Below are 26,335 nucleotides of genomic sequence, written 5' to 3' on the forward strand. Positions count from 1 at the left end.
CACTTCTGGTGGTCGGTGCGGGGCCGAAAGCCCTGGCGGTAGCGGCCAAGTCGCATGTGCTGCGGGAACTCGGCCTGCCCGCACCGCGGGTGACCGTGGTCGAGGCACAGACGGTCGGCGGCAACTGGCTACCCACCGGCGGCTGGACCGACGGCCGGCACCGCCTGGGCACCAGCCCCGAGAAGGACGTCGGCTTCCCGTACCGCTCGACCTGGGCGCGCGGCCACAACCGCGAGATCGACGCGGCCATGCGGGCTTTCGGCTGGACCGCCTTCCTGGTCGAGCACGGCACCTACGCCGAGTGGATCGACCGCGGCCGGCCCAGCCCGCAGCATCACGTGTGGGCCAAATACCTGCAGTGGGTGGCCCGGCGCATCGACCTGGATCTGGTCCAGGGCACGGTGACCGGCATCGCCGCCGCGGCCGACGGCTGGCTGGTGTCGGTCGCCGACACCGCCGGCCGCGCAGACGACACCGCCGGCCGCGCAGACGACACCGCCGGCCACGTGGACGAGATCGATTGCGACGCGGTCATGATCACCGGACCCGGCCGCAGCGACCGGGCCCTGGCCGAGCACCCGAAGGTGCTCAGCATCTCCGAATTCTGGGAGCTGGCGGGCCGCCGCGAACTGCCCCCGTCCTCGCGGGTGGCGGTGATCGGCGGCGGCGAGACCGCGGGTTCGGCGCTGGACGAACTGGTTCGCCACGAGATGCTCACCGTCTCGGTGATCTCGCCCAAGGCGACGCTGTACACGCGCGGCGAAAGCTATTTCGAGAACTCGCTCTACAGCGATCCGACCAAGTGGGCGGGCCTGGGTATGGCCGAGCGCCGCGATGTCATCCGGCGCACCGATCGCGGGGTGTTCTCGGTGCGGGTGCAGGAAAGCCTGCTGGGGGACAACCGGGTTCACCATCTGCAGGGCCGGGTGGTGAACCTCGCCGACCAGGACGACCGGGTCGCCCTCACCCTGCGCAACGACCTGCGCGCCGATCAGGTGCACACCTTCGATCTGGTGGTGGATGCCACCGGCGCTCAGCCGCTGTGGTTCCTGGATCTGTTCGATTCGGCCGCAACCGATCTGCTCGAACTGGCGGTGGGCGGCCCGTTGGAGACCGCGCGCATCGAGGCGGCCATCGGCTTCGACCTCGCGGTGTCCGGGCTGGACGCCAAGCTGTACCTGCCGAACCTGGCCGCCATGGCGCAGGGTCCCGGCTTCCCGAATCTCAGCTGCCTGGGCGAGCTTTCGGACCGGATCCTGCAACCGGCGGTGAATCCCGCACCGCGCTACCGGATCTCGGGCAGGTCGGCGGCGCTGCGCGGCAGCGCGTAGAGCGAGATGCGCCGATCCGGCCGGATGTCGAAGTCGCCCAGGTACTGCCACCCGATCTTCTCCAACGCTTTCCGCATGGGGGTGTTGCGATGATCGGGTTCGCACAGCAGCCGGCGGCATTCGGGTTCGGCCGCCAGGATCGCCTCCCCCAGCAGGCGCATCCAGCCCGATATGACGCCGCGGCCCAGCAGCGTCGTGTCCGCGGTGGCGATGTGGAAGCCCATGTCGCGGGCGTCGGCGTCGTAGAGGCGCGCGATCTCGTCCTTGGCGGGGCGGTACAACTCCACATAGGCCACCTCGCGGTTGCCCAGGTCGGGGCGGTCCAGGGCGGCGAAGTCGTATTCGAGAATGCATGGGCGGGAGAAGGTTCCGGCGAGCTGGGCGGCGCAGTCGGCGCGGCGGCGATCGGCGTCCCAGGCCTGTTCCCAGGTCTCGAGCAGGTGCGGCCGGTGCATCCACTCGGTGATGGTCTCCGGGTCGCGGGAGTCGACGTCCACCGGCCGCAGCGTGAACGGTGCGGCGAACTCGGGCAGCACCGGTGCGGGCGCGCGGCGGATGTGGTCGGGAAGGTCCGTGAGTTCGCGCGCGAGGACGTAGGTCGTCCGGTTCATCGCTGTGGCGCTCCGTTCGTCGGTTAGCTTGATCACCCTACTTTGTAAGGCTAGCCTATACTAAGTAGGTGGTGTTACGGTTGCCCGGACATTGCAAGGGGGACAAGCGGAACCGACGCCGAATGCGGTCGGGCAGTTGCGTAGGAGAGATGCGGGAAATGCCACGGGAACTCGGCTGGATCAGGCAATTTCAGGCCCCGAGTGCGGAATCCGCGCCACCGCTGCTGATCTTCCCGCACGCCGGTGCGGGCGCCTCCGCCTATCGGGTTTTCGCCAAGACGCTGGCTGCCGAATTCGATGTCGTGGTGTTCCAGTACCCGGGCCGTCAGGACCGGGCCCGCGAGGCGGCCCTGGAAACGCTGCCCGACATCGCGGCCGGAGCCTTCGCCGAATTCCGGGAATCCGCACATGAAACCGGTGTCCCCCTCACGATTTTCGGGCACAGCATGGGCGCGGTGATCGCGTTCGAATTCGCCCGCCTGGCCGAGGCCGCGGGGCTGAGCGTGCGACTGCTGGTCGCCTCCTCGGCTGCCGCACCCGCCCGGGTCGCCGCGCTGCCGGGGCATCCCACCGAGGACGAGGCCCTGCTCGATCACATGTCGGCGCTCAACGGCACCGGTGCGGAGGTGCTGGGCAGTCGCGAGGTGCTGCGCATGGCGCTGCCGGTCATGAAGGCCGACTACCGTGCCTTCGACGCGTATTCGTGCGCGCAGGATATTGCCGTGGACGCGCCGATTCTGGTGCTGGGTGGCGACGAGGACGAATTCGTCGCGCCGCGTGATCTGTATGCGTGGGAAAGCCACAGCCGCGGCGGAATTCGGGTGACCCTGTTCGCGGGCGGGCATTTCTATCTCAACGATCATGTCGACGGCATCGCCGAACTGCTGGCCGCCGAGAAGAGCGTCGTCGCGTGAGCGCGCTGCTGGATTCCGGCGATCCCATTGTGATCGTCGGCATGGGTGTCGAGGCGCCCGGTGGCATCGACACCCTGCCGGAATTCTGGGCGGCCCTGGCGTCCGGGCGGGAATTGCTCGGCCCCTTTCCTCGTGATCGGGAATGGCCGCTGGCGGAATTGCTGACCCTGGACCGGCACGAGGGCTGGGGCGCGGTGCCGGACGCCGGCGGGTTCCTCACCGGCGCCGCCGACTTCGATGCGCTGTTCTTCGGCATCACGCCGCGCGAGGCCGTGGCCATGGATCCGCAGCAGCGGGCCGGCCTGCGGGTGGCCTGGCGGGCACTCGAGCAGGCCGGGATCAATCCCGGTGCGGTGGACGGTGATTCGGGCGGATGCTGGATGGGCGCCTCGGTCATGGAGTACGGGCCGCGGGTGGCCTCGGTCAACGAGTACAGCGGGTACCGGGCCACCGGCACCGCGCTGGGCGCGGTGGCCGGGCGGATCTCGCACGGGCTGGGCCTGATCGGGCCGTCGGTCACCGTCGACACCGCGTGCGCGTCCGCGCTCACCGCCGTGCATCAGGCGGCCGCCGCCATCCGGGCGGGGGAGTGTGAATGGGCGCTGGCGGGCGGGGTGTGCGTCATGGGTTCGCCGGGCGCGTTCTACGAGTTCTCCAAGAACAATGCGCTCGCCGCCGACGGCCACTGCCGGTCCTACTCCGCCGACGCCACCGGCACGCTGTGGGGTGAGGGAGCGGGAGTCGTTGTACTGGAACGGGAGTCGCGGGCGCGGGCGCTCGGGCATCGGGTGTACGGGCGGCTGCTGGGTTCGCGCGTGAACCACAATGGCAAGGGCGCGCCGATCGCGGTGCCGAGCGCCGCGGCGCAGGAACGGCTCATCCGCGACACCCTGGCCGCGTCCGGGATTTCCGCCGGACAGGTCGGGCTCATCGAGGGGCACGGCACCGGCACTCCGGTGGGCGATCCGCTCGAATTGGCCGCGCTCGCAACCACTTACGGTCTCCAGTCCGCCGCGGGGGCTCGGCTGGGCTCGGTGAAGTCCAATGCCGGTCACGCGCAGGCCGCCTCCGGGGTCCTGGGCCTGATCAAGGTGCTGCTGGCAGGAGTGCACGGGCAGATCCCGCCCACCCTGCACGCCGACCGGCCGACCGCCGAAATCGATTGGGCCGAGACCACTCTGCGGCTCGCCACCGAACTCGAACCCTGGCCGGCCGTGGACGGCATGCGATACGCGGCCGTGTCCTCGTTCGGTGTCGCGGGCACCAATGCCCATGCCCTCGTGAGCCTGCCCGAGCTGGAGGAAACCGATGTGTAGCCACCGGCTGCCCGATGGCAGCATTCCCGTCCTGCTCTCGTCCGACACCGCCGACGGCGTGCGCGCCGAGGCGGCGGGCATCCTGGCCTACCTGGAGCAGCGGCCCGCCGTTGCCCCCGATGGGGTGGCGGACATGCTGTTTCGCACCCGCACGGCCCGCCGCTACCGGGCGCTGGCCATGGTCACCGGGCGCGCGGACCTGCTCGATGCCCTGCGCGCCGTCGCCGGCGGGACCTCGCATCCCGCGGTGGTGCTGGGTGACGGGCCTGCCACCGCGCGCCGGATCGGCTTCGTGTTCCCCGGTCAGGGCAGTCAGCGTCCCGGCATGGGCGCGCTGTACTACGACCAGTCCCGGCACTACCGGGCCGCCGTCGACGAGTGCGCGGCCGTGCACGCCGAGCGCTTCGGCCACGATCAGCCGCTGCACTATCTGCTCGGCACCGCGGGCGCGTACCAGGACACCGTGTGGGAGGTGCAGCCCGCCTTGATGTTCCACATGGCCGGTCTGGCCGCCATGTGGCAGGCCGCCGGCGTGCGCCCGGCCGCCACCATCGGCCACAGCCAGGGCGAGCTCGCCGCGGGCGCGGTCTCGCGGGTCATGTCGGTGCGCGACGCAGTGCTGGTGGTGACCCACCGCGCGCGCCTGGTGGAGCGCCTCTCGCCGCGCGGCTACGCCATGGCGGTGCTGGCCATGAACCGTGAGGACTGCGAGGCGCTGCTGGCCCGCCATTCGGGCTGGGCCGAGCTGTCGGTGGTGAACGCCCCGCACATCATGGCCATCTCCGGCGACCGCGACACCATCGCCGACATGGTCGCCACCGCCACCGAGCGCGGCCATTTCGCCCGCGAGATCGGCGTTGCCTACCCCGCGCACACCTCGATCGTGGCGGAGCTGCGCGCAGAATTCGAAGGCTTCCTCGGCGGCGAGCTGAGCGACCCGACCTTCACGGACACCGATATCCCTTGCTACGGCGCGACTCTCGGCGCCCCCATCACCGCAGACCTGATCCAGGAACAGTACTGGTACTGGAACCTGCGCAACCGGGTCCGCTTCGACCGCGCCGTGGCCGCCGCCGCCACCGACGGCATCGACACCCTCATCGAGGTCGTCGAGCACCCCGTCCTGCAACTGGCCCTCCAGGAAAACCTCGCCCTGGTCCCGCGCGACCCGTCCCGCGGCCCGCGTGACTTCAAGGTCCTCGGCACCTCCCTGCGCACCGCCACCTCCCTGCGCGAATTCACCCGCAACCTGGCCGCCATCGCCGTCCACGACCTCGCCTACGACTGGACCGCCCTGCGCACCGACGCACCCCCGGCCCTCCCACTACGCGACTTCCCCCACACGGTCATGAACCCCAAACGCCTGTGGGCCAACCCGGGCTACGCCCCCGAGGCGGTGCACCCGCCGACCCTGGCCGTGCCCGAACCCCAACGCCTGGTGGAGAAGTGGACCCCCTGGGAGCGCCGCTCCCTGACCCCGCCCCGCCGCCTGGCCTTCCTCGACCCCACCGGCCGCTGCGCCGACCAATTGTCCGCCCTCCTCGCCGCGGCAGACCGCTACGGCGCCACCGCCACCGCCCTCGAGCCGACCGCGGTCGCCTCGGGCATCGGCACCGGTCAGGAGTCGCCGCAGCAGGCGGACTTCGACAGCGTGGTGATTCTGTGGCCCGCGCTGCCCGAGTCGACCGCCGCGGACGCGGTGGCGGAGTTGACGGAGTTCTTCGTCGCGCGCACCTGGTTGTCCGCGGTGTCGGATGTGCGTGCGGGCGGTGAGGTCTGGCTGGTGACGGTCGGGGGCGAGGTCGTGGTGCCGGAGGATGCGGTGCCGCAGTTGTTCCACGGGGCCGTGGCGTCCGGGTTCCGGTGTGTCGGAGTGGAGAAGCCCGGGGTGCTGTTCCGGCATCTGGATCTTGCGGCCGATGCGGGGGCGAGGGAGGAGAATCGGGTTGTCGCGGCGCTGCATACGGCGGGTGAGCCAGAGGTGGCGCTGCGTGGCGGAAAGGTGTTCGTCAAGCGGTTGGTCGCAGATGGGTCTGCGCCAGGGGAGGCCGCTGAACTCGATCATGTGCTGATCGTGGGTGGCACCGGCAAGCTCGGGCTGTTGTTCGCCGAGCATTTCGCTCGGCAGGGCGCCGGGCGGATCACGCTGGTGAGCCGGTCCGGCGAATCCGGTTCGGCCGCCGCGGAAGTGGCGCGACTGCGCGCGCACGGTGCCACCGAGATCGTGGTCGCGGCCTGTGATGTCAGCGATACGGACGCCGTCGCGCGCCTCGCGGCAGGGCTGGCGGAGCGGCCGGTGAGCCTGCTCGTCCATGCGGCGGTCAACTATGTGGACGCCGGGATCGAGGAGATCACCGCCGAGATGGTCGCCACCGCCGCGGCGTCGAAGGTGCTGGGCCTGGAGACGGTGCTCGACGCGGTGCCGTTGCGTCCGAATGGCCGGGTGCTGCTGTGCTCGTCCATGGCCGCGACACTCGGCGGGCGCGGACAGATTCTGTATGCCGTCACCAACCGGATGCTGGATATTCTCGCCCGCCGCCTGCGCGAACGCGGGATCGATTGCGCCGCACTGGAGTGGGGTCTGTGGAGTGTCGCGGGTCCGCTCGATGCGGCGGGTATGGCGCGGGTCGAGGGCGCCGGGGTGTACCCCATGAATCCGGCCGACGCCATCGCCGCGGGATTCACCGGGCAGCCGACCGACGCGGTGGTGATCTCCGCCGACTGGCCGTTCCTGCGTGACGTCATGGGAGCCTTCGGCCAGGCTGCTGTGCTGTCGGAGGTGCCTGAGCCCGAGACGATTACGCCATCGCGCATCGCGGATACGGCAGCTGCGGAAGTGAGCGTGAATCAGCCTGTCACAGAGACGAATCCGTCAGCGCCTGCCGCTGATCACCAGCCGGTGGCGTCGGCGCCGGGCCGTCCGCTGGCGGACCAGGTGCTCGCCGAACTCGAGCGGGTCATGGGCATCGATGCCGGCGACACCATCGACCGCTCCACGCCGCTGGTCGCACTCGGCCTGGATTCGTTGCAGGCCCTGGACTTCCGCAAGCGGGTCCAGGCGTCGCTGGATCGGGAGCTGCCGGTCGCGGCGATCCTGGGCGGCGCGTCGCTGGACGATGTCGTGCTGCTGATGGCAGAGAACACCAACTAGGGCTAGGGGCCAGATTTCATGTCAGACACCGATGCCACCGTGACCGTGGCTGGAACCTCCGTCGCCGACCGCCGCCGGGAACTGCTGCGGCGCAGGCTCGCCGAGCAGGGCCTCGCCGCCGCCACCGCCGCGCCGGTGCGCCGCACCCGGGCCGGAGAGCAGCGGCCGCTGTCGGCCGGGCAGCGCCGCATGTGGTTCCTGCAGACGCGCGACCCCGAGGACACCACACTGAACATCTGTGTGGCGTACCGGCTCACCGGCGCACTCGACGAGCAGCGCCTGCGGACCGCGGTGGCGGCGGTGTTCGCCCGGCACGACGTACTGCGCACCACCTTCGATACCGACGCGGACGGCGAGCCGTTCCAGGTGTTCGCCGACGACATCACGCTGCCGTGGCAATCGCACGATCTGACCGACCTGGCCGAGTCCGCCCGCCCGGTGCGGGTGGAGGTGCTGGCCCGCCGGGAATTCGGCCGCCCCTTCGACCTCGCCACCGAGCTGCCCCTGCGAATCACGCTGGTGCGCACCGGAACAGCGGAGTGGGTGCTGCTGCTGGCCGCGCACCACAGCTGCTGGGACGACGACGCCTGGGGCGTCTTCTTCACCGACGTCAACGCCGCCTACAACGGAGCCCGGACCGCCGCCCCGGCCGCGCAGTTCGTCGATCTCGAGGTCCTGGACGCCCCGGCCGAGGACGAGGCGGACATCGCCTACTGGCGGAACACCCTGCGCCCCTTGCCGGAACCCCTCGAACTGCCCGGCTCGGCCGTGGTCGCGCCGTCGAAGCGCGCCGACCGCTGCACCGTCGCGCTGCCCGCTGATCTCCTGAACCGGGTGGACGTCGTCGCCCGCGAGCAGGCGGCCAGCCCGTTCATGGTGCTGCTCGCCGGCTTCGCCGCCCTGATCCAGCGCTACACCGCCGCCGACGATTTCCTGGTCTCCATCCCGGTCACCAATCGCCGGTCGGCGGCCGCCGAGCAGCTCATCGGCTACTTCGGCAACACCCTGCTGCTGCGCGAAACCTTCGACCGCGCCGAGACTTTCACCGGCCTGGTCGCGGCCACCAGGCGCACCTGCCTGGACGCCTTCGCCCATCAGGCCGTCGGCATCGACCGCGTGGTGCGCGAGGTGAACCCGGAACGCGTCGCCGGACGGGACGGCATGGATCAACTGGTGCGCCTGGGCTTCAGCGTCCGCAAGAGCGCCGACGGTTTCGCACTGGACGGCGTCACCTCGACACAGCTGGACGAACTGGGCGCCCCCACCGCGCAGGTCCCCCTGGCCGTCGCGGTCGTGACCGAGAGCGCGCACGGCGCGATGCTCGAGGCCGAATACCAGGTGGACGTGCTGCCCCGGCCGCTGGTGCAGCGCATGCTGGAACACTATGTGCGGCTGCTGGATCGGGCGCTGGGTACCTCGGGCGGCCGGCTCGCCGACCTCGACATGCTGGGCGGCGACGATCGCCTCGCCATCCTGGAACAGTCGCGCGGCGCGGACGTGCCGGCCGGCCCGGCCACCATGGTCGACCTGTTCGAGGCCAGTGTCGCCGCCGGACCAGGCACCCTGGCCCTGGTCTCCGACGACCTCGAATTCACCTACGCCGACCTGAACCGCCGCGCGAACCGCCTGGCGCACTGGCTGATTCGCGGGGGCATCGGCAGCGAGGACATCGTCGCCCTGCGCATGAGCAACTCGATCGAGTTCATCGTGGCCGTCTACGGCGTGCTCAAGGCGGGCGCGGCCTACCTGCCCATCGACCCGGCCTACCCGGACGACCGCATCGACTACCTGATCGCCGACGCGGGGCCGCGCCTGGTGCTGGGCCGCGTCGAACTCGACGCCGCCGAGGACGCCGCCGCCGGGCTGCCGGACACCGATCCCACCGACACCGACCGCGTCCGCCCACTGCTCCCGGCGAACCTGGCCTACGTCATCTACACCTCCGGTTCGACCGGCAAGCCCAAGGGCGTCCCGGTCTCGCACGCCGCCATCGCCGAGCACGTGGTGAGCTTCACCGCCGAATGGGGCATGACCGCCGACGACCGGCTGCTGCAATCGTCCTCGGTGAGCTTCGACGCCTCCCTGCTGGACATCTTCGTCACCCTGGCGCTGGGCGCGCGGCTGATCGTGCCGAAACCCGATGCCTTCCGCGACATCCGCTATGTCGCAGACCTGATCACCCGCCGCGGCGTGACCGTGCTGCACATGGTGCCGTCCATGCTCGGCACCTTCCTGCTGCTGCCCGAGGTGAGCGAATGGCGTGCGCTGCGCCATGTCCCGGTGGGCGGCGAGGCGCTGCCGGGGGAGGTGGCCGACCGGTTCGCCGCCGTCTTCGACGCCGAACTGCGCAATCACTACGGGCCGACCGAGGCCGTGGTGTGCGCGACCCATCAGCCGGTGGCGGGCCCGCAGGGCACCGGGATCGTGCCCATCGGCGTACCCAATCAGAACGTGCACGCCTACGTGCTCGACGAGGCCCTGCAGCTGGTGCCCGCCGGGGTGGTCGGCGAGATCTACCTGGGTGGTGCGCAATTGGCGCGCGGCTACCTGGGCCGGCCCGCACTCACCGCGAGCCGCTTCGTCGCCGACCCCTTCACCGCCGGCGCGCGACTCTACCGCACCGGAGATCTGGCCCGCCGCAACGAGTTCGGGGAACTGGACTTCGTCGGCCGCGCCGACGAGCAGGTCAAGGTGCGCGGCTTCCGCATCGAGCTCGGCGAGGTGGAGTCGGCGCTGACCGCGCATCCGAGTGTCGGGCACTGCGTGGTGATCGTGACCGAGGATCCGGCCGTGGGCGCACAGCTCGCCGCCTACCTGGTGCCTGCGGCCGGTGCGACGGTCGAGGTGGACCAGGTGCGCGCCCACGCCGCCGCCGCGCTGCCGGAGTACATGGTGCCCAGCGCTTTCGCCGTCATCGACGAGATCCCGCTGACCGTCAACGGCAAGCTGGACAAGCGGGCGCTGCCCGCGCCGGCGGCCGCGGTGGAGCGGGTACACCGCGCGCCCGCCACCGCCACCGAGCGCCGCCTGTGTGCCATCTACACCCAGCTGTTCGGGATTCCGACGGTGGGCGCGGACGATTCGTTCTTCGAACTGGGTGGGCATTCGCTACTGGCCGCGCGCCTGGTCGCGCAGATCCGCGCCGAATTCGGTGTCGAGCTGGATGTGCGGATCGTGTTCGACACCCCGACCCCGGCCGGGCTGGCCGCCGGGCTGGTCGCGCGGTTCCGCGACGAGTTCGGCATCGACCTGGATGCCATGGACGACGATGTGGAGACGGCCGAGACCGTCGTTGCCGCACCGGCTTCCGGGCGTCCGGCCGTCACCGGGCGCCCGCGTCCGGACCGGCTGCCGCTGTCCTACTCGCAGCTGGCCATGTGGTTCCAGTACCGCATGGAGGGCCCGAGCGCGGTCGGCAATCTGCCCTTCGCCGTCCGCTTCGACGGCGGCATCGATATTGCCGCGCTGCGGGCCGCGCTCGCCGATGTGGCGGCCCGGCACGAGGCGCTGCGCACCGGTTTCGGTGAGCAGGACGGCGTTCCGTACCAGGTGGTGCGAGCCGCCGGGGCGGTCGAGCTCGAGATCACCGGCATCGATGCCGACCGGTTGACGGACGAGCTCGCCGAGATCGGCCGCTACCCCTTCACGGTCGAAGCCGAGCCGCTGCTGCGGGCCCGCCTGCTGGTCCTCGATCCGGGCACGCACGTGCTGTCGCTGCTGGTCCACCACATCGTGGCCGACCACGCGTCGCTGAGCATCCTGCTCGAGGACCTGGTCGCCGCCTACCGTGCGCGGGTCGAGGGCGGGCGGGCGCCGCAGTGGACCCCGCTTGCCGTGCAGTACCCGGATTACGTGCTGTGGCAGCACGATGCGTTCGCCTCCGGTGCGGATGGCCTGCCCGGCGACTACGGCCGGGCGCAGCTGGACTTCTGGCGCGCCGCCCTCGCCGGTCTGCCGGACCAGGTCGATGTCGCCCCTGATCGGCCGCGGCCCGCGGTCCTCGGCAAGCGCGGCGAGATCGCCACCTTCGCGGCGCCCGCCGCCCTGCGCTCCGGGCTGGCCGCGCTCGCCGAGGCCTGCGGCGCAACGGAATTCATGGTGTACGAGGCCGCCGTCGCGACCCTGCTACACAAGCTGGGCGGCGGCACGGACATCACCCTCGGCACCCCGGTGGCCTGCCGCGTCGACGATGCGACCGCCCCGCTCGTCGGTCTGTTCGCCAATATGGCCGTGCTGCGCAACGATCTGTCGGGCACCCCGACCCTGCGCGACACCGTGCTGCGCGGCCGCGATGTGGTCCTGGATGCCCGAGCGCACCAGGAACTTCCGATCGAACGCCTGGTGGAGGCGCTCAACCCGCCGCGCTCGCGCTCCCGGAACCCGCTGTTCCAGAGCATGCTGCACTTCCGCGGCGCGGACTGGGCGCCCGCCACCCTGGCCGTGGCGGGTACGACCACCGCCACCGTGCTGCCGGTCGACTTCGACGTCTCCTTCCTGGACCTCAATGTCTCCGTGAACGTCACCGGTGACGGAGGCCTGGCCGTGCGCGTGGTCGCCAATGCCGACCTGTACGACCCGGAGACCGTGCAGCACATCGCGACCGCGCTGGCCACCACCCTGGAGGCGTACGCCACCGCGCCCGACCGCACCGTGGCCGAGCTCGAGGTGCTGCCCGTCGACCGGCTGGAGCGGCTGCTCGCCCCGCCCGCGCCCGCCGCGGCGACCCGCGCCGCCGCCACCGGCGACCACGCCCGCACCGAACGCGCGCTCATCGAACTGCTCGAAGAGCTGCTGGATATCAGCGAGGTCGAGGCCGGCGACAACTTCTTCGCCCTCGGCGGCGACAGCGTCATCTCCATCCAGTGGTCGGCCCGCGCCACCGCACTCGGCCTGCCGCTCAGCCCGCAGCTGGTGTTCGAGCACCTCACCATCGCCGAACTCGCCGCCGCGGTCGACGCCGCCGAACCCGTTGTAGCGCAAGCCGAGTCGATTCCGCAGGAGGAATCCGCCCCCATGAGCGCCTCCGGCCTCGACGCCGCCGCCCTCGCCGCCCTCACCTCGTCCTGGCAGGCCCGATGACCACCACCGAAAACCGCACCGCGCCACCGCAGATCGAGGACGTGCTGGCGCTGAGCCCGCTGCAGGAGGGGCTGTTCTCGCTGTCGCGCCTCAGCGGCGACGGCCTCGACCTGTACACCATGCAGTTCGTGGTCGACATCGACGGACCGCTGGACACCGAGCTGCTGCGGCGCAGCGCGCAGGCCATGCTGGACCGGCATCCCAACCTGCGCGCCGCCTTCTGGGACGAGAACGTGCCGCGGCCGGTGCAGATCGTGCCCGCACAGGCCGAACTGCCCTGGACCGAGAAGCCGGCGCGGCCGGCGGAATTCGACGCCATCGCCGCGGCCGAACGCCACGCGCCGTTCGACCTGAGCCGCGGTCCGGCCCTGCGCATCCTGCTGCTCACCGTGCCGGACACCGGCACCCGGCGCATGATCCTCACCGCCCACCACATCCTGATGGACGGCTGGGCGGTGGCGGTGTTCTTCACCGAACTGCTCGCCGTCTACCGGTCCGGCGGATCCGTTGCGGCACTGCCGAAACCGCGCCCCTACCGCGATTACATCGCGTGGCTGGGCGCACAGGACAGCGCCGCGGTCACCCAGCGCTGGGTCGACTACCTCGCGGGGGTGAGCGGTCCGCTCATGCTGGCGGACGGCGCGCCGGTCGGCCCGAACGCCGTGCCGGAGAAGACCCGCCTGCTGCTGTCCGCTGCCGACACCGACCGGGTCCGTACCTGGGCAGGTGCGCACGGGCTGACCCTCAACACCGCCGTGCAATTCGCCTGGACGGTGCTGCTCGGCCGGCTCACCGATCGCCGCGACATCGTGTACGGCACCACCATCTCCGGTCGGCCCGACCAGCTTCCGGGCGTGGAGGGCATGGTCGGGTTGTTCATCAACACCGTGCCCGTCGCCCACCATCTGGACTCCGGCACCTCCATCGCCGACCAGTGCGCCCGCCTGCAGCGCGAGTGCGCCGCCATGCGCGACATCGGCTTCCTGAGCCTGTCGGCCGTGCAGCGCGCCGCCGGGCACGGCACCCTCTTCGACACGCTGTTCGTCTTCGAGAACGCCCCCATCGACGACGCCATCCGCACCGTCACGGCCCCCGACGGCGCCTGCTTCCATCCGATCGAGATGGAGAGCCTCGCGCACTACCCGCTCACGGTGGTCGCGCACATGAGCGGCGACGAGCTGCTGGTCCAGCTCGAGGTGATGCCTGCCGCGCTGCCCTACTTCCCGGCCGCGGACCTGGGCGAGCGGCTGCTCGCGCTGCTGCGGCAACTACCGGAAACCGGCACGGCCACACCCGATTCGCTCAGCGTGCTCACCGCGTCGGAGCAGGAGATGTCCGCAGCGCCGATCAGCCCCGTCTCGCCCGCCGCGATGACGGAAGGGTCCACGACCGCGGTCGCCGACGCTGCCTCGGTCTGGGAGTTGTTCGAGCGGCAGGTGGCCGCCACGCCGGAAGCCGTTGCACTCCAGGACAGCTCCGGCTCCCGGTACACCTACCGCGCCCTGCACGACGCGGCCGTCCGGCTCGGCGCCGAGTTCGCCGTGCAGGGTGTCGGCCCGGAAACAGTGGTAGCGCTGGTGCTTCCACGCACCGTGCGATCGATTGTCGCGGTGCTCGCGGCCTTCGCCGCGGGCGGAGCCTATGTGCCGGTGGATATCACGCTGCCGGCCGCACGCATCGAATCGATCCTCCGGCAGGCGCGGCCGACGCTGGTGGTCACCGACGACAACACCCGCGGCCTGCTCGAAACCGCCGGTGCCCCACAGTCCGGCACAGGTGTCATTGTCGTCGGTGAGCAGCGGGTGCCGGTGCTGCTCCTCGGCGATCCCCTTGCCGCCGAACAGCCCTCGGCCGCCCCTGTCGAACTCCCGCGCGTCGTCTGCCACCCGGACCAGCTCGCGTACCTCATCTTCACCTCCGGCTCGACGGGCGAACCCAAGGGCGTCGCCGGGACCAATGCCGCCCTCATGGCCTACTTCGCCGACCATCGCGACCGGGTCTATCGGCCCGCCATGGCCCGCCTGGGCCGGCCGCTGCGCATCGCGCACGCCTGGTCGCTGAGCTTCGACGCCTCCTGGCAGCCCATGGTGGGCCTGCTCGCCGGGCAGACCATCCACCTGTTCGACGCCACGGAAATGCGTGACGCGCAGCGCTTGTGCGCGGGCATGATCGCCCACGACATCGACATGATCGACACCACCCCGTCGATGTTCGCGCAGCTCAACGCCGCCGGGCTGGTGGACCGCGAGCTGCCCGTGCTGGCACTGGGCGGTGAGGCCATCGACGCCGCGCTGTGGGCGCGGCTGCGCGCGCTGGCACCGTCCGAAGGCCGGTCCGGCACCGCGGTCTACAACTGCTACGGACCGACCGAGACCACCGTCGAGGCCGTGGTGGCCCCGGTCGCGGACTTCGACACCCCGACCATCGGCACCGCGAACGCCGGAATGTCCGGCTACGTCCTGGATTCCAGGCTGCGCCCGGTACCCGGCGGCGTCGTCGGCGAGCTGTACCTGTCCGGGCCGCAGCTGGCCCGCGGCTATATCGGCCGCGCCGCAACCACATCCGACCGCTTCGTCGCCGACCCCTTCCGGCCCGGCCGCCGCATGTACCGCACCGGCGATCTGGTCCGCCGCCTGCCCCACGGCGGCTTCGGCTACCTGGGCCGCGCCGACGCACAGGTGAAGGTGCGCGGCTACCGCATCGAGATCGGCGAGATCGAGACCGCCCTGCGGCGACTGCCCGGCGTGGATACCGCCGCCGTCACCGTGGTGCGCCGCGCGGGCGGGGCGAGCCTGGTCGGTTTCGTCGTGGGGGAGCGGGGCGAGTCCGTCGATCCCGCGCGCACCCGCGCCGCGCTCGCGGAACGCCTGCCCGCCTACATGATTCCGGCCCGGGTGCTCGCTCTGCCGCGGCTGCCGGTGAACGCCAACGGCAAACTCGACGGCCCCGAGCTGACGCGGCTCGGCGAAGCCGCCCTCGCCGACACCGGATCGGGCGCCGCGCCGAGCACCGCCACCGAGAAGGAGCTCGCCGAGGTCCTCGCCGAACTCTTCGACGGCCGCAGCCCCGGCCTCGACGACGACTTCTTCGCCCTCGGCGTGGACAGCATCGTCGCCATATCCCTGGTCAACAAGGCCCGCCGCCGCGGCCTCACCCTCACCCCGCGCATGGTGCTGGCCACCCCGACCCTGCGCGAACTCGCCGCCGCCCTCGACGCCGCGGACTCGATCACCACGGAGCGGGTGGCGGATTACGGTGCAGTGCAGCCGCTTCCGGTCGTCTCCTGGATGTACGAGTACGGCAACTATCGCCGCTTCACCCAGACCGCCCTGCTTCGGCTGCCCGACGGCATCGACCGCGACACCCTCGAGGCTTCGCTGCAGGCCGTTCTCGACGGCTACGACACCCTGCGCTCACGCCTCGTCGACACCGTCGACGGCCCGCGCCTGGTCACCGCCGCGCCGGGCACCATCCGCGCCGCCGACATCCTCACGCACACAGTCGATCCCGCCGACACCGCTGTGGCCGTCCACGCCGCGGCCCGGACGGTCATGGACCAGATCGACCCGCGCACCGGCGATATGGTGCGCGCCGTCTGGTTCTCCGGCACCGAGCACGGCCATGTCCTGCTGCTCACCATCCACCACCTGGCGGTGGACGTGGTCTCCTGGCATCTGCTCATCGCCGCCCTGAACGAGGGCGCCGCCCTCCCCGAATCCACCTCGTACCGCGAGTTCTCCCGCCGGATGGCGGAGCGGGCCGAGTCCGCGGAAGTCCGCGCACAGCAGCACTATTGGCGCGACCAGCTCGCCGCCCCCGACCCCGCCATCGGCCGCCGCATCCCCTACCCGCACACCGACACCTGGTCCTCCCTCCGGGTCGCCACCGCCGTGACCCCGGTCGAGGTCACCGCCCGCCTGCTCGCCGCGCTCACCCGCGACGAGGGTGCGCGCGAACTACTGCTCACCGCCCTGACCATCACCCTGGCGAGCTGGCGGCGTGAGCGCGCCCAGGATCCTTCCCACGGCGCCCTGCTCGCCCTGGAGGGCCACGGCCGCGCCGACGACCTGCTCGGCACCGACACCAGCAACACCCTCGGCTGGTTCACCACCGTGTTCCCGATCCGCCTCGGCGCAGGCGAGACGGTGGATGCCGAACGGGCGGAACAGGATCCGGCCGCGGCCCGCACCCTTCTGGAGTCGGTGACCGGGCGCCTGTCCGCCATCCCCGGCCAGGGCCTGGACTACGGCCTGCTCCGCTACACCGCCCGCGTGCCCGAACTGGCCGCCGCACGGCACCCCCAGATCGAGTTCAACTACCTCGGCAGAGTCGACCTCAGCGGGCAGGACCCCCGATCCTGGTCCCTGCTCACCGGCCCGCTCAACGAGGCACTGCCCCTGGACCCCGAACCCGACCTACCCCTGCGCTACGCGCTGGATGTCATCGCGGGCATCGGCTCGACCCCGGAGGGACCGCAGCTCACCACCAATTGGCGCTGGAGCGAAACCCTGTTCACCGCAGCGGAAGCCAGCCGCCTGACCGAACTCTGGCAGCGCAGCCTGGCCGCCCTGGCAGTCGCCGTGTCCTGATCACCCGGGCGGTAAGTGCCGTCCGCCGCAGGAGAGCAGGCGGGCGGCCGGTACCGCGGGAGAAGCTGCGCGGTCGGCCGAGGATACGTGCGGGGTCGTCAGGCCGCGGCGTAGCCGGTGGTGTCGTCCCGGCCCGGCGCGGGGATCGGCTCGGTGGCCGAAGGCGCTGCGGGAGACACGGATTCGATCATGTCCAGTAGCAGCCAGCCGTCGGCGGTCCAGCCGCCGTGCGTGTCGGTGCGCACCAGCCTGCCGCCGGGCACGAACGGGTCGTCCACGAAACCCTCGGCGGCACCGTCCAATTCCAGTGCCAGCGCGGAACCCCCCATGTACACCCGCCCGGAGCGTCCCGGCGGCACCAGCCGCAGCGACTCGTCCAGCACCAGCAGCCGCGCGCCCGGAATCGGCCGCACCCGGCCGGAGCCGTCCAGCGGTCCGCGCGCCGCGACGCCCGCGTATTCCGGCGTGGTGTAGGCGAATCCGGCGCACGACCCGGGGGCCAGTTCGCGCAGCAGGGCGGAGAGCGCGGCCGGGCAGTCGTTTCCGAACACATCCCAGCGCCGCACGGTCGGCAGCGCGGGGGAGGGCAGGAAGGCCAGGTTCGCGAGGGTCCCGGCGTCGGCCACCACATGGGTCGAGGCGCTCAGGGCGATCAGCTCGGCCAGGGCGGCCGCGTCCGCGCGCTGGGCGGCGGTGGCCAGTACCAGGGTCGCGCCATCGGCCAGCGTGGCCAGCAGTTCCACCGCGGCGTCGGTGGTGTCCCAGCGGATGGCCAGCAGCCGCACATCCGGCGAGCCGTAGGCCCGGTCGATCGGGCAGGAGCGCTGATCGGCGGCAACCGCGCGGCGATCGTCGGCGGCCGCGGCCACCGCGACCGGCTTCATACCGGTGCCGTGCGGCCCGAGTTCGGCCAGCACCGCGCCGAATTCGGCGGCCGCGGCGATATCGCACAGCACGCGGGCCAGATCGTCGAGCGTGGGCCCGGCGGTCCCGGTGACGCCGCCGTCGAGGCGTTCGAAGAGTTCGGCATAGGTGAGGATGTGATCGCCGCAGCGCAAGGCGGTCCGCAGCGAGGGCACGCGGCGCCCGCACTCGATGAGCATGGAGACCGACGGCACGTCGTACAGTTCGACGCCATTGGCCCATTCGTCCACGAGCCGATGACGCTCGACGGCGGACAAGATTTCCGGCACCGCTCGCTCCATCGTTCCAAACCCCCGGGTTCTAACTTATGCAACCCTAACCTAATCGATCGAGGGCACGATCGACCACCCCTTAGGGGATCGAATCGGCGACAACGGTCCCCACCCGTCGAGAAAATTAGGCTAGGCTCACCTACCGCTCACCCCGAATGGGCGGGCATCGGCAGACAGGAGAGTCACGATGAAGTCGGCGTTCACCGCGCGTAGCGGGCGATCGATCACCGCGCGAGCCGCCATTGCGGCCGTGGTGAGCGTGCTCGCCGTCGGGCTCGCGGCCTGCGGATCGAAGTCCGACGACTCTGCCGCCGGCGGCGGCGAACCGGTCACCATCACCCACGCCCTCGGGCAGACCACCGTGAACGGGACCCCGTCCCGCATCGTGGCGCTGGGCAATCAGTGGCTCGACACCGCGCAGGCGCTCGGCGTCACCCCGGTCGGCTACATCGACAACATCGCGGTGCTCAGCAAGGGCGCACCGCCGTGGGAACCGGCCGCGCTGGCAAAGTCCACCGCACTGCAGACCACCGGCAACCTCGCCGAACAGGTGGCCGCGCTGAACCCGGACCTGATCCTGGCCGATCCGTTCATCGCCGACGCCAAGACCTACGGCGACCTGTCCAAGGTCGCGCCCACCCTGCCCGGGCTCACCAAGGAGGCCGTCACGCCCTGGGCCGACCAGGTACGCGCGCTCGGCCAGGTGCTGCACAAGACCGACGCCGCCGACAAGCTCGTCGCCGACCTGAACGGCCGCATCGACGGTATCGCGCAACGCAATCCGGGCCTGAAGAACAAGACCTTCATCAGCTCCTGGCTGGCCGGGCCGTCGCAGCTCATGGTGCTCACCGACCCCAAAGACGGGTCCAGCCGCCTGTTCACCCAGCTCGGCATGACCATCCCGCAGCACCTGGTGGACCAGGGCGGCTCCGGCGGCCGCCTGGCCCTCTCGCCCGAACGCCTCGACGAACTCGACTCCGACCTGCTGCTGGCCGGCTACTCGCCCGGCATGGACGAGAAGTACCGCGGCCTGCCGGGATTCGGCGCGCTGCCCTCGGTCGAGAAGAACTCGGCGGTCTTCCTCACCGTCCAGGAGATCAGCGCCATCAACCAGCCGACCCCGCTGGCCCTGCCCTACCTGCTCGACAAGCTCGAACCGGCTCTCGCCAACGCCGCCAAATGATCCGCACCGACGACGTCCGCTACGCCCTCCGCCCCGGCGTCACCTGCCTGACCGTCCCCGGCGGCGCGGTCCTGTTGAACCCGCCGCACAACGAGAAGCTGACCGGGCTGACCCCGGCCCAGAGCCAGGCGCTGAAGACCCTCAATCAGGGTCCGGCGACGACGAGCGAGCTCGCGGCCGAATCCGACTCGGTGGCAACCCTTCTCGACCGGCTGGCCGGGGCGGGCTGGCTGGAGGCCACTGTCCGCGACGGCGGCCGGGACCTCTACACCCTGCGCCCCTTCACCACCCCGCCCGCGCGTCCGGGCACAGGCGGACCGCGCCCGGTCCTGTCGAAATTCACTGTCATCCATCGTGATCCGGACGGCCTGGTCCTGGAACACCCCACCTCGTGGTGCGACCTCCGCGTCCACGACCCCCGCCTGCTGGCCCTCGCCGCCGGCGCCGATCCCACCGAACTCGGCCTGCCCGAGTCCCTTTCGGCCCGCATCGCCGCCGACCTGCGCTGGGGCGGCTTCACCGCCGACCCCACCGCCGAGGACCGCGACTTCACCACCCGCAGCTGGAGCGCCCCCGACCTCTGGTTCCACCGGCGCAGCACCCTCGGCTCCCGCACCGTCACCTGGGACAACTTCGGCCCCACGGCATGGGCGAAGGACGAATTCCCGCGACGCCCGGCGCAGCGCGCGCCCTACCCGGGCGCCCCGATCGCGCTCCCGGCGCCGGACCTCGCCACCCTCCGCGCCACCGACCCGGCCCTCACCGCCGTCCTCGAGGACCGTCGCTCCTGCCGGTCCTTCGACGACGCCCGGCCGATCACCGTCGCCCAGCTGGCCGAACTGCTCTACCGCAGTGCCCGCACCCGCTCGGTGGAGTCCACCCGGGATGGCAGCGAACTCCCTTCCCGTCCTTACCCTTCCGGCGGCAGCGTCCACGAACTGGAGCTGTATCCGGTGGTCCGCACTGTCGAGGGCCTGGCCCCCGGCATGTACCACTACGACTCCTTCGAGCATGCCCTGCGCCCCGTCGCCCCCGCCGATTCCCCCGCGGTCCAGCGACTCCTGCGCACCACCACGGCCACCCTCGCCAACGCCGCCGAACCCCAACTGCTGCTGCTGATCTCGGCTCGAGCAGGCCGGGTCATGTGGTCCTACGAGTCGGTCGCCTACGCCAATATCCTCAAACACGTCGGGGTCCTCATGCAGACCCTCTACCTCACCGCCACCGCCATGAACCTCGGCGCGGTGGCCCAGGGCTTCTCCGACACCGCCGCCTTCACCGCCGCCACCGGTGCCGACGAACTGGAGGAATGCAATGTGGGCAGCATGATCCTCGGCACCCCGGCCGGGGACCGCTAGTCCGGGTGTCATACGGGGCTGGGAGCATCGAGATCATGACGGCGACCGGGGATCAGGTGCGGGCGGTGGCGCTCGCGCTGGCGCGCACCACCGAGCAGTTCGAATGGCAGATGCCCACATTCCGGGTGGCCGGGAAATTGTTCCTGACCCTGCCCGAGAACGAGACCTCCATGGCGGTCCGGTGCCCCATCGTGGATCGGGACGAACTGGTGCAGGCCGAGCCGGAGAAATTCTGGATCGCCCCGCACGAGGCCGGGAACGCGTGGGTGCGGGTCCGACTCGCCGCCCTGGACGACCACGACGAACTGACGGCCATCGTCACCGACTCCTGGCGTCTGGCCGCACCCCGGGAACTGCTGGATCCGGCCTGAACGACCGGATCCCGCCGCGATCGGGGTGGGTCAGAAGGTGACGCGCTGGTCCTCGGCCAGGAAGAGTTTGTCGCCGTCCTTGGTCGTGAAGGCCGCGTGGTACTCGGCCTGGTTGCGGACCACCTGGTTGGCGCGGAACTCGTCGGGCGAGTGGGAGTCGTTGGCGAGCAGATTCTCGGTGTACTGCGGGGTCTGCTTGGACCGCCAGTTGCGGCCCCAGGATTCGAGCATGGGCTGATAGTCGGGGTTCTCGACGCCGGCGCGCTTCTGATTGATGCGATAGGCGGCGAAGGCCATCTGCAGGCCGCGGTTGTCGGCCACGTTCTCGCTGAGGGTGAGGGTGCCGTCGACGTGGTGCGCGGGGTCGAGACCCGCGGGGACCAGGCCGTTGTACTGGTCGACGAGCTTCTTGGTGCGGGCGTCGAACTTCGCCCGGTCCTCGGCGGTCCACCAGTCCTTCAGGTTGCCGTCGGCGTCGTACTTGGAGCCCTGATCGTCGAAGCCGTGGCCGATCTCGTGACCGATGACCGCGCCGCCCGCGCCGTAGTTGACCGCCGCCTCGGCCTTCGGGTCGAAGAACGGCGGCTGCAAAAAGGCTGCGGGGAACACGATTTCATTGTTGACCGGCTGGTAGTAGGCGTTCACCGTCTGCGGCGTCATACCCCACTCGGTCTTGTCGACCGGCTTGTCCAGCTTGTCGAACATCTTCTTGGCGCCGAAAACATTGGCGGCGCGCAGGGATTGAATGAGCTGGCCGCGGGTGATCTTCAGCCCGGTGTAGTCCTCCCACTTGTCCGGATAACCGATCTTCACGCCCATCTTGCCCAGCTTGACCAGCGCGGCGTCCCGGGTGGGCTGCGACATCCACGTCGAATTGGTGAAGTTGTCCCGGTAGGCCGCGACCAGGTCGGCCACCATGTCCATCGCCCGATTCTTGGCCTCGGGCGGGAAATGCTTGGCCACGTACAGCTTTCCGAGCTGCTCGCCCACCGTGCTGTCGACGGTGCCGACCGCCGACTTCCACCGCTCCGGCCGCTGCTGCTGCCCGCTCATCACGGTGCCGAAGAATTCGAAGTTGGCGTCGGAGAGCGTCTTCGGCAGGAACCGGGCGAACTCCCGCACCAGCGCCAGTTTCAAGTAGTCCCGCCACACCGCGATATCCACGTCGTGCCACAGCTGCCCCGCCGCCGTGACGAACGAAGGCTCGCCGACGATCACCGTCGCGAACAGGCTCTTGGGCCGATCGGTATTCCCGGAAAGCCAGGGATCCCAATCGAATTGCGGCGCCAGCGCCACCATGTCGGTCCACGACATCCTGTTGTAGCTGGCCTCGGTGTCGTGCAGTTTGATGTTGTCCCAGAATCCGGCCGCGATCCGCTTCTCCAGATCCAGTACCCGGCCCGCCATGGCCACCGGGTCCGGGAACCCGGCCCCGGTCGCGATCTTCTCCAGGTAGGCCTTGTAGCCGGCCAGCTTGTCGGCGTATTCGGGCTTGCGATAGTACTGCTCGCTCAAGCCGATTCCGGACTGACCGACCGAGGCGATGTACGCGCTGGAGTTCTTCCGGTCCACCGAGACGCCCAGCCCGATCAGCCCGCCGATCGGCAGCGCGCCCATCACCTTGGCCAGCTCCGGCTTGCCCGCGGCCTTGTCGATGTCGGCGAACATGTCGGCGAGCGGCGTGAGGCCCAGCTGCTCGATGGTGTCGACATCCATCCGGGCGTCGTACAGATCGCGGATCTGCTGCTCGGGTGTGTCCGGCTTGGGATCCTTGATGTCCTCGATGATCTCGCGCAGCTGGCCCTGGACCCGATCCGCGACATCGTCGAAGGTCCCGAACGACACCTTGTCCGCCGGCAGCTGATACTCCTGCAGCCACTTGCCGTTGACGAACCGGTACAGGTCGTCCTGCGGCCGCACCGTCGCGTCCGACCCGGACATGTCGGGGCCGGTGAGCTGGGTCGAGGTGACCGTGTTCTTCGTATCGCTGCTACACGCCGCCAGCGTGGCGACGGCCGGCGCGAGACCGAGCGCGATCAGAAAACGACGACGGTCCATACCGGCCGGACGATCCGACGAACTCACAGGCACTACCTCTCCCCGAAGCTGCGATACCGACGCGAGGCTACCGGGGACGGCGGCCTCGCGCGGGTTGTCGGGTTCTCAGAGGGTGACGCGCTGGTCCGGCGGCAGGTATTCCTTGTCGCCGTCCTTCAGGTGATAGGTGCTGTAGAACTCGCCCAGATTCCGAACCACCTGATTGCACCGGAATTCGGCCGGAGAGTGCGGATCGGACGCGATCTGACTCTGCAGCGCCTCGGTGGTCATCTTGGTGCGCCAGGTCCGGCCCCAGGATTCGAACATCGGCCGATAGTCGGGAGTATCCGTCCCCTTGCGCTTCTCGGCCATCCGATAGGCCGACAGGGAAATCTCGAGTCCCCGCAGATCCGCCAGATTCTCGCCGACCGTGAGCTCGCCGTTGACGTGCTGATCGGGCGGCAGGCCCGCCGGCACCAGCGCGTTGTACTGCGCGATCAGCTGATTGGTCTTGGCTGCGAAGGCCGCCTTGTCCTCCGGTGTCCACCAATCCTTCAGATTGCCGTCCCCGTCGTACTTGGAGCCCTGATCGTCGAACCCGTGGCCGATCTCGTGCCCGATCACCGCACCGCCCGCACCGTAGTTCACCGCGGGCTGGGCATCCGGATCGAAGAACGGCGGCTGCAGAAAGGCCGCGGGGAACACGATTTCATTGCCGCTGGGGTTGTAGTAGGCGTTCACCGTCTGCGGCGGCATGATCCATTCCGACTTGTCCACCGGCGTCCCCAGCCGATCGAACATCCGCTTCGCCTCGAAAGCGTCCGAGGCGCGCAGGGATTCGACCAGCCTGCCCCTGGTGACCGTGAGTTTGGAGTAATCCTCCCACTTGTCCGGGTAGCCGATCTTGGCATTGATCTTCCCGAGTTTCGCGATGGCCGCGTCCCGGGTGGGTGGCGACATCCACGTCGAATTCTGGAAGTTCTCCCGGTACGCCGCGCGCAGATCGTCGACCATCTCGAGTGCCCGCTTCTTGGCCTCGGCCGGGAAATGCTGGTCCACGTACTGCTTTCCGAGCGCTTCGCCCACGGCGTCGTTGACCGTTTCCACGGCCCGCCGCCACTGCTCCGGCTGTTCCCGCAGCCCCTTGACCACCTTGCCCATGAAATCGAAATTGGCGTCGGCGATCGCCTTGGGCAGATAGGGCGCGTACGCGCGCACCAGGCTCAGCTTCAGGTACTCGCGCCAGGCGGCGAGGTCGACGTCGGCCCACAGCTGCCCCGCGCCGGTCACGAACGACGGCTCAGCGACATCGACCTTGTCGAACATGGTCTTCGGCCGGTCTGTGCTCCCCGAAAGCCAAGGGTCCCAGTCGAATTGCGGTCCCAGCGCGGTCAGCTCGGTCCAGGTCATCAGGTTGTAGGTCGCGTCGGTATCGCGGGTTCTGACATTGTCCCAATGGAATCCGGCGATGCGGGTCTCCAGGTCCACCACCCGGTCGGCCAGCGCGGTCGGGTCCGGGAACCCGGCTCCGGCGGCGAGGCGCTGCATGAACGTCCGGTACGCGGCGAGCCGGGCGGCGTATTCGGGCTTGCGGTAGTACTGCTCGCCCATACCGAGCCCGGACTGCTCGACCGAGGGGAGATAGGCATCGGAGTTCTTCGGGTCCGGGCCCACGCTCAGGCCGATGAGACCCACATTGGTGAATCCGCCCATCACATGCGCGAGATCCGGCTTGGTCGCGGCCTTGTCGATCTGATCGAACAGATCCTGCAGCGGCGTCATGCCGAGCGTCTCGATCTCGTCCAGGTTCATCCGCGCGTCGTAGAGGTCGCGGATCTTCTGCTCGTCCGACCCGGCCTTGGGATCGCGGATCCCCTCGATGATCTCCCTCAGCTGCCCCTGGACCCGCTCCTGCACGTCGTCGAAGGTCCCGAACGACGACTTGTCCGGCGGCAGCTGATACTCCTGCAGCCACTTCCCGTTGACGAACCGGTACAGATCGTCCTGCGGCCGCACCGTCGGATCCGACCCGGACATGTCCGGGCCCGTCGGCGGTTTCGACGACTGGGAGTCCGGGGAGCAGGCGGGCAATACGGCCACCGCGGGCGCCAGGCCCAGGGCGATCAGGAACGTACGGCGGTCGAGAGCGATGGGGCGCTCGGACAACGCGAATCTCCTCTACCGGATGATCGGAACAGCTCGGACGTTGCTCGCGCCGACGCTAGTTGACCCGACTGAGGAAAATCTGAATCCGCGCCGAGCCAGCTGCTCCGCCCCCGATTTCACCCTGAACAGGGTCTTCGCTAAACTGTTCCGGTTGCCTGCGGGAGCTATGCCCGCACTTCGGCCGCGAACCCACAGTGGTTGTTCTCCTGTTCGGTGAAAAACCGCTGGCAGGCGCTGCCCCGCGTACCCGCGGAGCGGGCCATTGGCTCAGCTGAAGGGCAACTGACCATGCCCGTCGGGTCGGCAATCCGGCGTGCATATCGTCCAGGTCTAGGAGGAGCTGAAGTGATTCAGCAGGAGTCGCGGCTGCGCGTCGCCGACAACACGGGTGCCAAGGAGATTCTCTGCATCCGCGTTCTCGGTGGTTCGTCGCGCCGCTATGCCGGCATCGGTGACATCATCGTCGCCACTGTCAAGGACGCCATCCCCGGCGGCAACGTCAAGAAGGGCGAGGTCGTCAAGGCCGTCGTCGTGCGCACCGTCAAGGAGCGTCGTCGCCCGGATGGCTCGTACATCAAGTTCGACGAGAACGCTGCGGTGCTGATCAAGGCGGACAACGATCCGCGTGGCACCCGCATCTTCGGCCCGGTCGGCCGTGAGCTGCGTGAGAAGCGCTTCATGAAGATCGTCTCGCTGGCCCCGGAGGTGCTGTAACCATGAAGGTGCACAAGGGCGACACGGTCATCGTGATCTCGGGCAAGGACAAGGGCGCCAAGGGCAAGGTCATCCAGGCCTACCCGGCGACCGGCAAGGTCCTCGTCGAGGGCGTGAACCGCATCAAGAAGCACGTCGCGAACTCCGCGAACCAGCGTGGCGCCAGCTCGGGCGGCATCGTCACCCAGGAAGCGCCGATCCAGGCCTCCAACGTGATGGTCGTCGACTCCGACGGCAAGCCGACCCGCGTGGGCTACCGCACCGATGAGAACGGCAAGCGGGTCCGCATCTCCCGTCGCAACGGGAAGGACATCTGAGA

Annotated in this window: 15 protein-coding genes; 11 read left to right on the forward strand and 4 right to left on the reverse strand. The window is 70.1% G+C overall.

What is annotated here, in order from left to right:
- Window positions 1-1,331, forward strand: a 1,331-nt coding sequence (locus ACFXN1_RS00360; RefSeq protein WP_379463457.1) for a SidA/IucD/PvdA family monooxygenase, incomplete at its 5' end; no start/stop codon positions are given.
- On the opposite strand, the gene ACFXN1_RS00365 is transcribed toward ACFXN1_RS00360, so the two are convergent.
- The gene (locus ACFXN1_RS00365) at window positions 1,286-1,942 is read right to left on the reverse strand and encodes a GNAT family N-acetyltransferase (RefSeq protein ID WP_379444757.1); all 657 of its coding nucleotides are present in this window, start codon (window positions 1,940-1,942) and stop codon (window positions 1,286-1,288) included. The two genes, ACFXN1_RS00360 and ACFXN1_RS00365, sit on opposite strands and share 46 nt — an antisense overlap.
- Window positions 1,943-2,100: 158 nt before the next feature.
- On the opposite strand from ACFXN1_RS00365, the gene ACFXN1_RS00370 reads away from it, so the two are divergent.
- From ACFXN1_RS00370 to ACFXN1_RS00390, 5 genes are read left to right on the forward strand one after another with little or no spacing between them, the layout of a single operon-like run.
- On the forward strand, window positions 2,101-2,856 hold the full coding sequence (locus tag ACFXN1_RS00370; protein ID WP_379444192.1) for a thioesterase II family protein: 756 nt from the start codon (window positions 2,101-2,103) through the stop codon (window positions 2,854-2,856).
- 5 nt (window positions 2,857-2,861) lie between these two features.
- Window positions 2,862-4,172, forward strand: coding sequence for a polyketide synthase (locus tag ACFXN1_RS00375; RefSeq protein WP_379444193.1), 1,311 nt, complete (start codon window positions 2,862-2,864; stop codon window positions 4,170-4,172).
- A complete protein-coding gene (nbtC, locus tag ACFXN1_RS00380) occupies window positions 4,165-7,323 on the forward strand; it encodes a nocobactin polyketide synthase NbtC (RefSeq protein WP_379444190.1) in 3,159 nt (1,052 codons plus the stop codon). Before ACFXN1_RS00375 ends, nbtC begins: the two co-directional genes overlap by 8 nt.
- A gap of 18 nt (window positions 7,324-7,341) precedes the next feature.
- The gene (locus tag ACFXN1_RS00385) at window positions 7,342-12,402 is read left to right on the forward strand and encodes an amino acid adenylation domain-containing protein (protein ID WP_379444189.1); all 5,061 of its coding nucleotides are present in this window, start codon (window positions 7,342-7,344) and stop codon (window positions 12,400-12,402) included.
- Window positions 12,399-16,991, forward strand: a complete 4,593-nt coding sequence (locus ACFXN1_RS00390; protein ID WP_379444188.1) for an amino acid adenylation domain-containing protein — start codon at window positions 12,399-12,401, stop codon at window positions 16,989-16,991. Before ACFXN1_RS00385 ends, ACFXN1_RS00390 begins: the two co-directional genes overlap by 4 nt.
- Window positions 16,992-17,089: 98 nt before the next feature.
- Here ACFXN1_RS00390 and ACFXN1_RS00395 read toward each other — a convergent pair whose 3' ends face one another.
- On the reverse strand, window positions 17,090-18,184 hold the full coding sequence (locus ACFXN1_RS00395; RefSeq protein ID WP_379444186.1) for an AMP-binding protein: 1,095 nt from the start codon (window positions 18,182-18,184) through the stop codon (window positions 17,090-17,092).
- A 190-nt stretch (window positions 18,185-18,374) separates the two neighbouring features.
- Here ACFXN1_RS00395 and ACFXN1_RS00400 point away from each other — a divergent pair, with 190 nt between their 5' ends.
- From ACFXN1_RS00400 to ACFXN1_RS00410, 3 genes are read left to right on the forward strand one after another with little or no spacing between them, the layout of a single operon-like run.
- Window positions 18,375-19,370 carry an ABC transporter substrate-binding protein gene (locus ACFXN1_RS00400; RefSeq protein ID WP_379444185.1) on the forward strand — a complete coding sequence of 332 codons (996 nt, stop codon included), beginning with the start codon at window positions 18,375-18,377 and terminating at the stop codon, window positions 19,368-19,370.
- Window positions 19,367-20,728 carry a SagB family peptide dehydrogenase gene (locus ACFXN1_RS00405; protein WP_379444184.1) on the forward strand — a complete coding sequence of 454 codons (1,362 nt, stop codon included), beginning with the start codon at window positions 19,367-19,369 and terminating at the stop codon, window positions 20,726-20,728. Before ACFXN1_RS00400 ends, ACFXN1_RS00405 begins: the two co-directional genes overlap by 4 nt.
- Window positions 20,729-20,763: 35 nt before the next feature.
- Window positions 20,764-21,099: an MmcQ/YjbR family DNA-binding protein gene (locus tag ACFXN1_RS00410; RefSeq protein ID WP_356996977.1), complete on the forward strand. Its 336-nt coding sequence runs from the start codon at window positions 20,764-20,766 to the stop codon at window positions 21,097-21,099.
- Between the two features lie 30 nt (window positions 21,100-21,129).
- Here the strand turns inward: ACFXN1_RS00410 and ACFXN1_RS00415 are convergent, their stop codons facing one another.
- Window positions 21,130-23,184, reverse strand: a complete 2,055-nt coding sequence (locus ACFXN1_RS00415) for a M13 family metallopeptidase (RefSeq protein WP_379444183.1) — start codon at window positions 23,182-23,184, stop codon at window positions 21,130-21,132.
- 78 nt (window positions 23,185-23,262) lie between these two features.
- Window positions 23,263-25,302 (reverse strand): M13 family metallopeptidase, encoded by a 2,040-nt coding sequence (locus tag ACFXN1_RS00420; protein ID WP_379444181.1) that lies wholly within the window; start codon window positions 25,300-25,302, stop codon window positions 23,263-23,265.
- 345 nt (window positions 25,303-25,647) lie between these two features.
- Between ACFXN1_RS00420 and rplN the strand changes: the two genes are divergently transcribed.
- Window positions 25,648-26,016 carry a 50S ribosomal protein L14 gene (gene rplN / locus ACFXN1_RS00425; RefSeq protein WP_033090674.1) on the forward strand — a complete coding sequence of 123 codons (369 nt, stop codon included), beginning with the start codon at window positions 25,648-25,650 and terminating at the stop codon, window positions 26,014-26,016.
- A 2-nt stretch (window positions 26,017-26,018) separates the two neighbouring features.
- The gene (rplX, locus tag ACFXN1_RS00430; RefSeq protein ID WP_040804283.1) at window positions 26,019-26,333 is read left to right on the forward strand and encodes a 50S ribosomal protein L24; all 315 of its coding nucleotides are present in this window, start codon (window positions 26,019-26,021) and stop codon (window positions 26,331-26,333) included.
- Window positions 26,334-26,335 lie beyond the last annotated feature (2 nt).

It is taken from the genome of Nocardia sp. NPDC059154 (genome assembly GCF_042755705.1).
In the GTDB taxonomy this organism is placed as follows: domain Bacteria; phylum Actinomycetota; class Actinomycetes; order Mycobacteriales; family Mycobacteriaceae; genus Nocardia.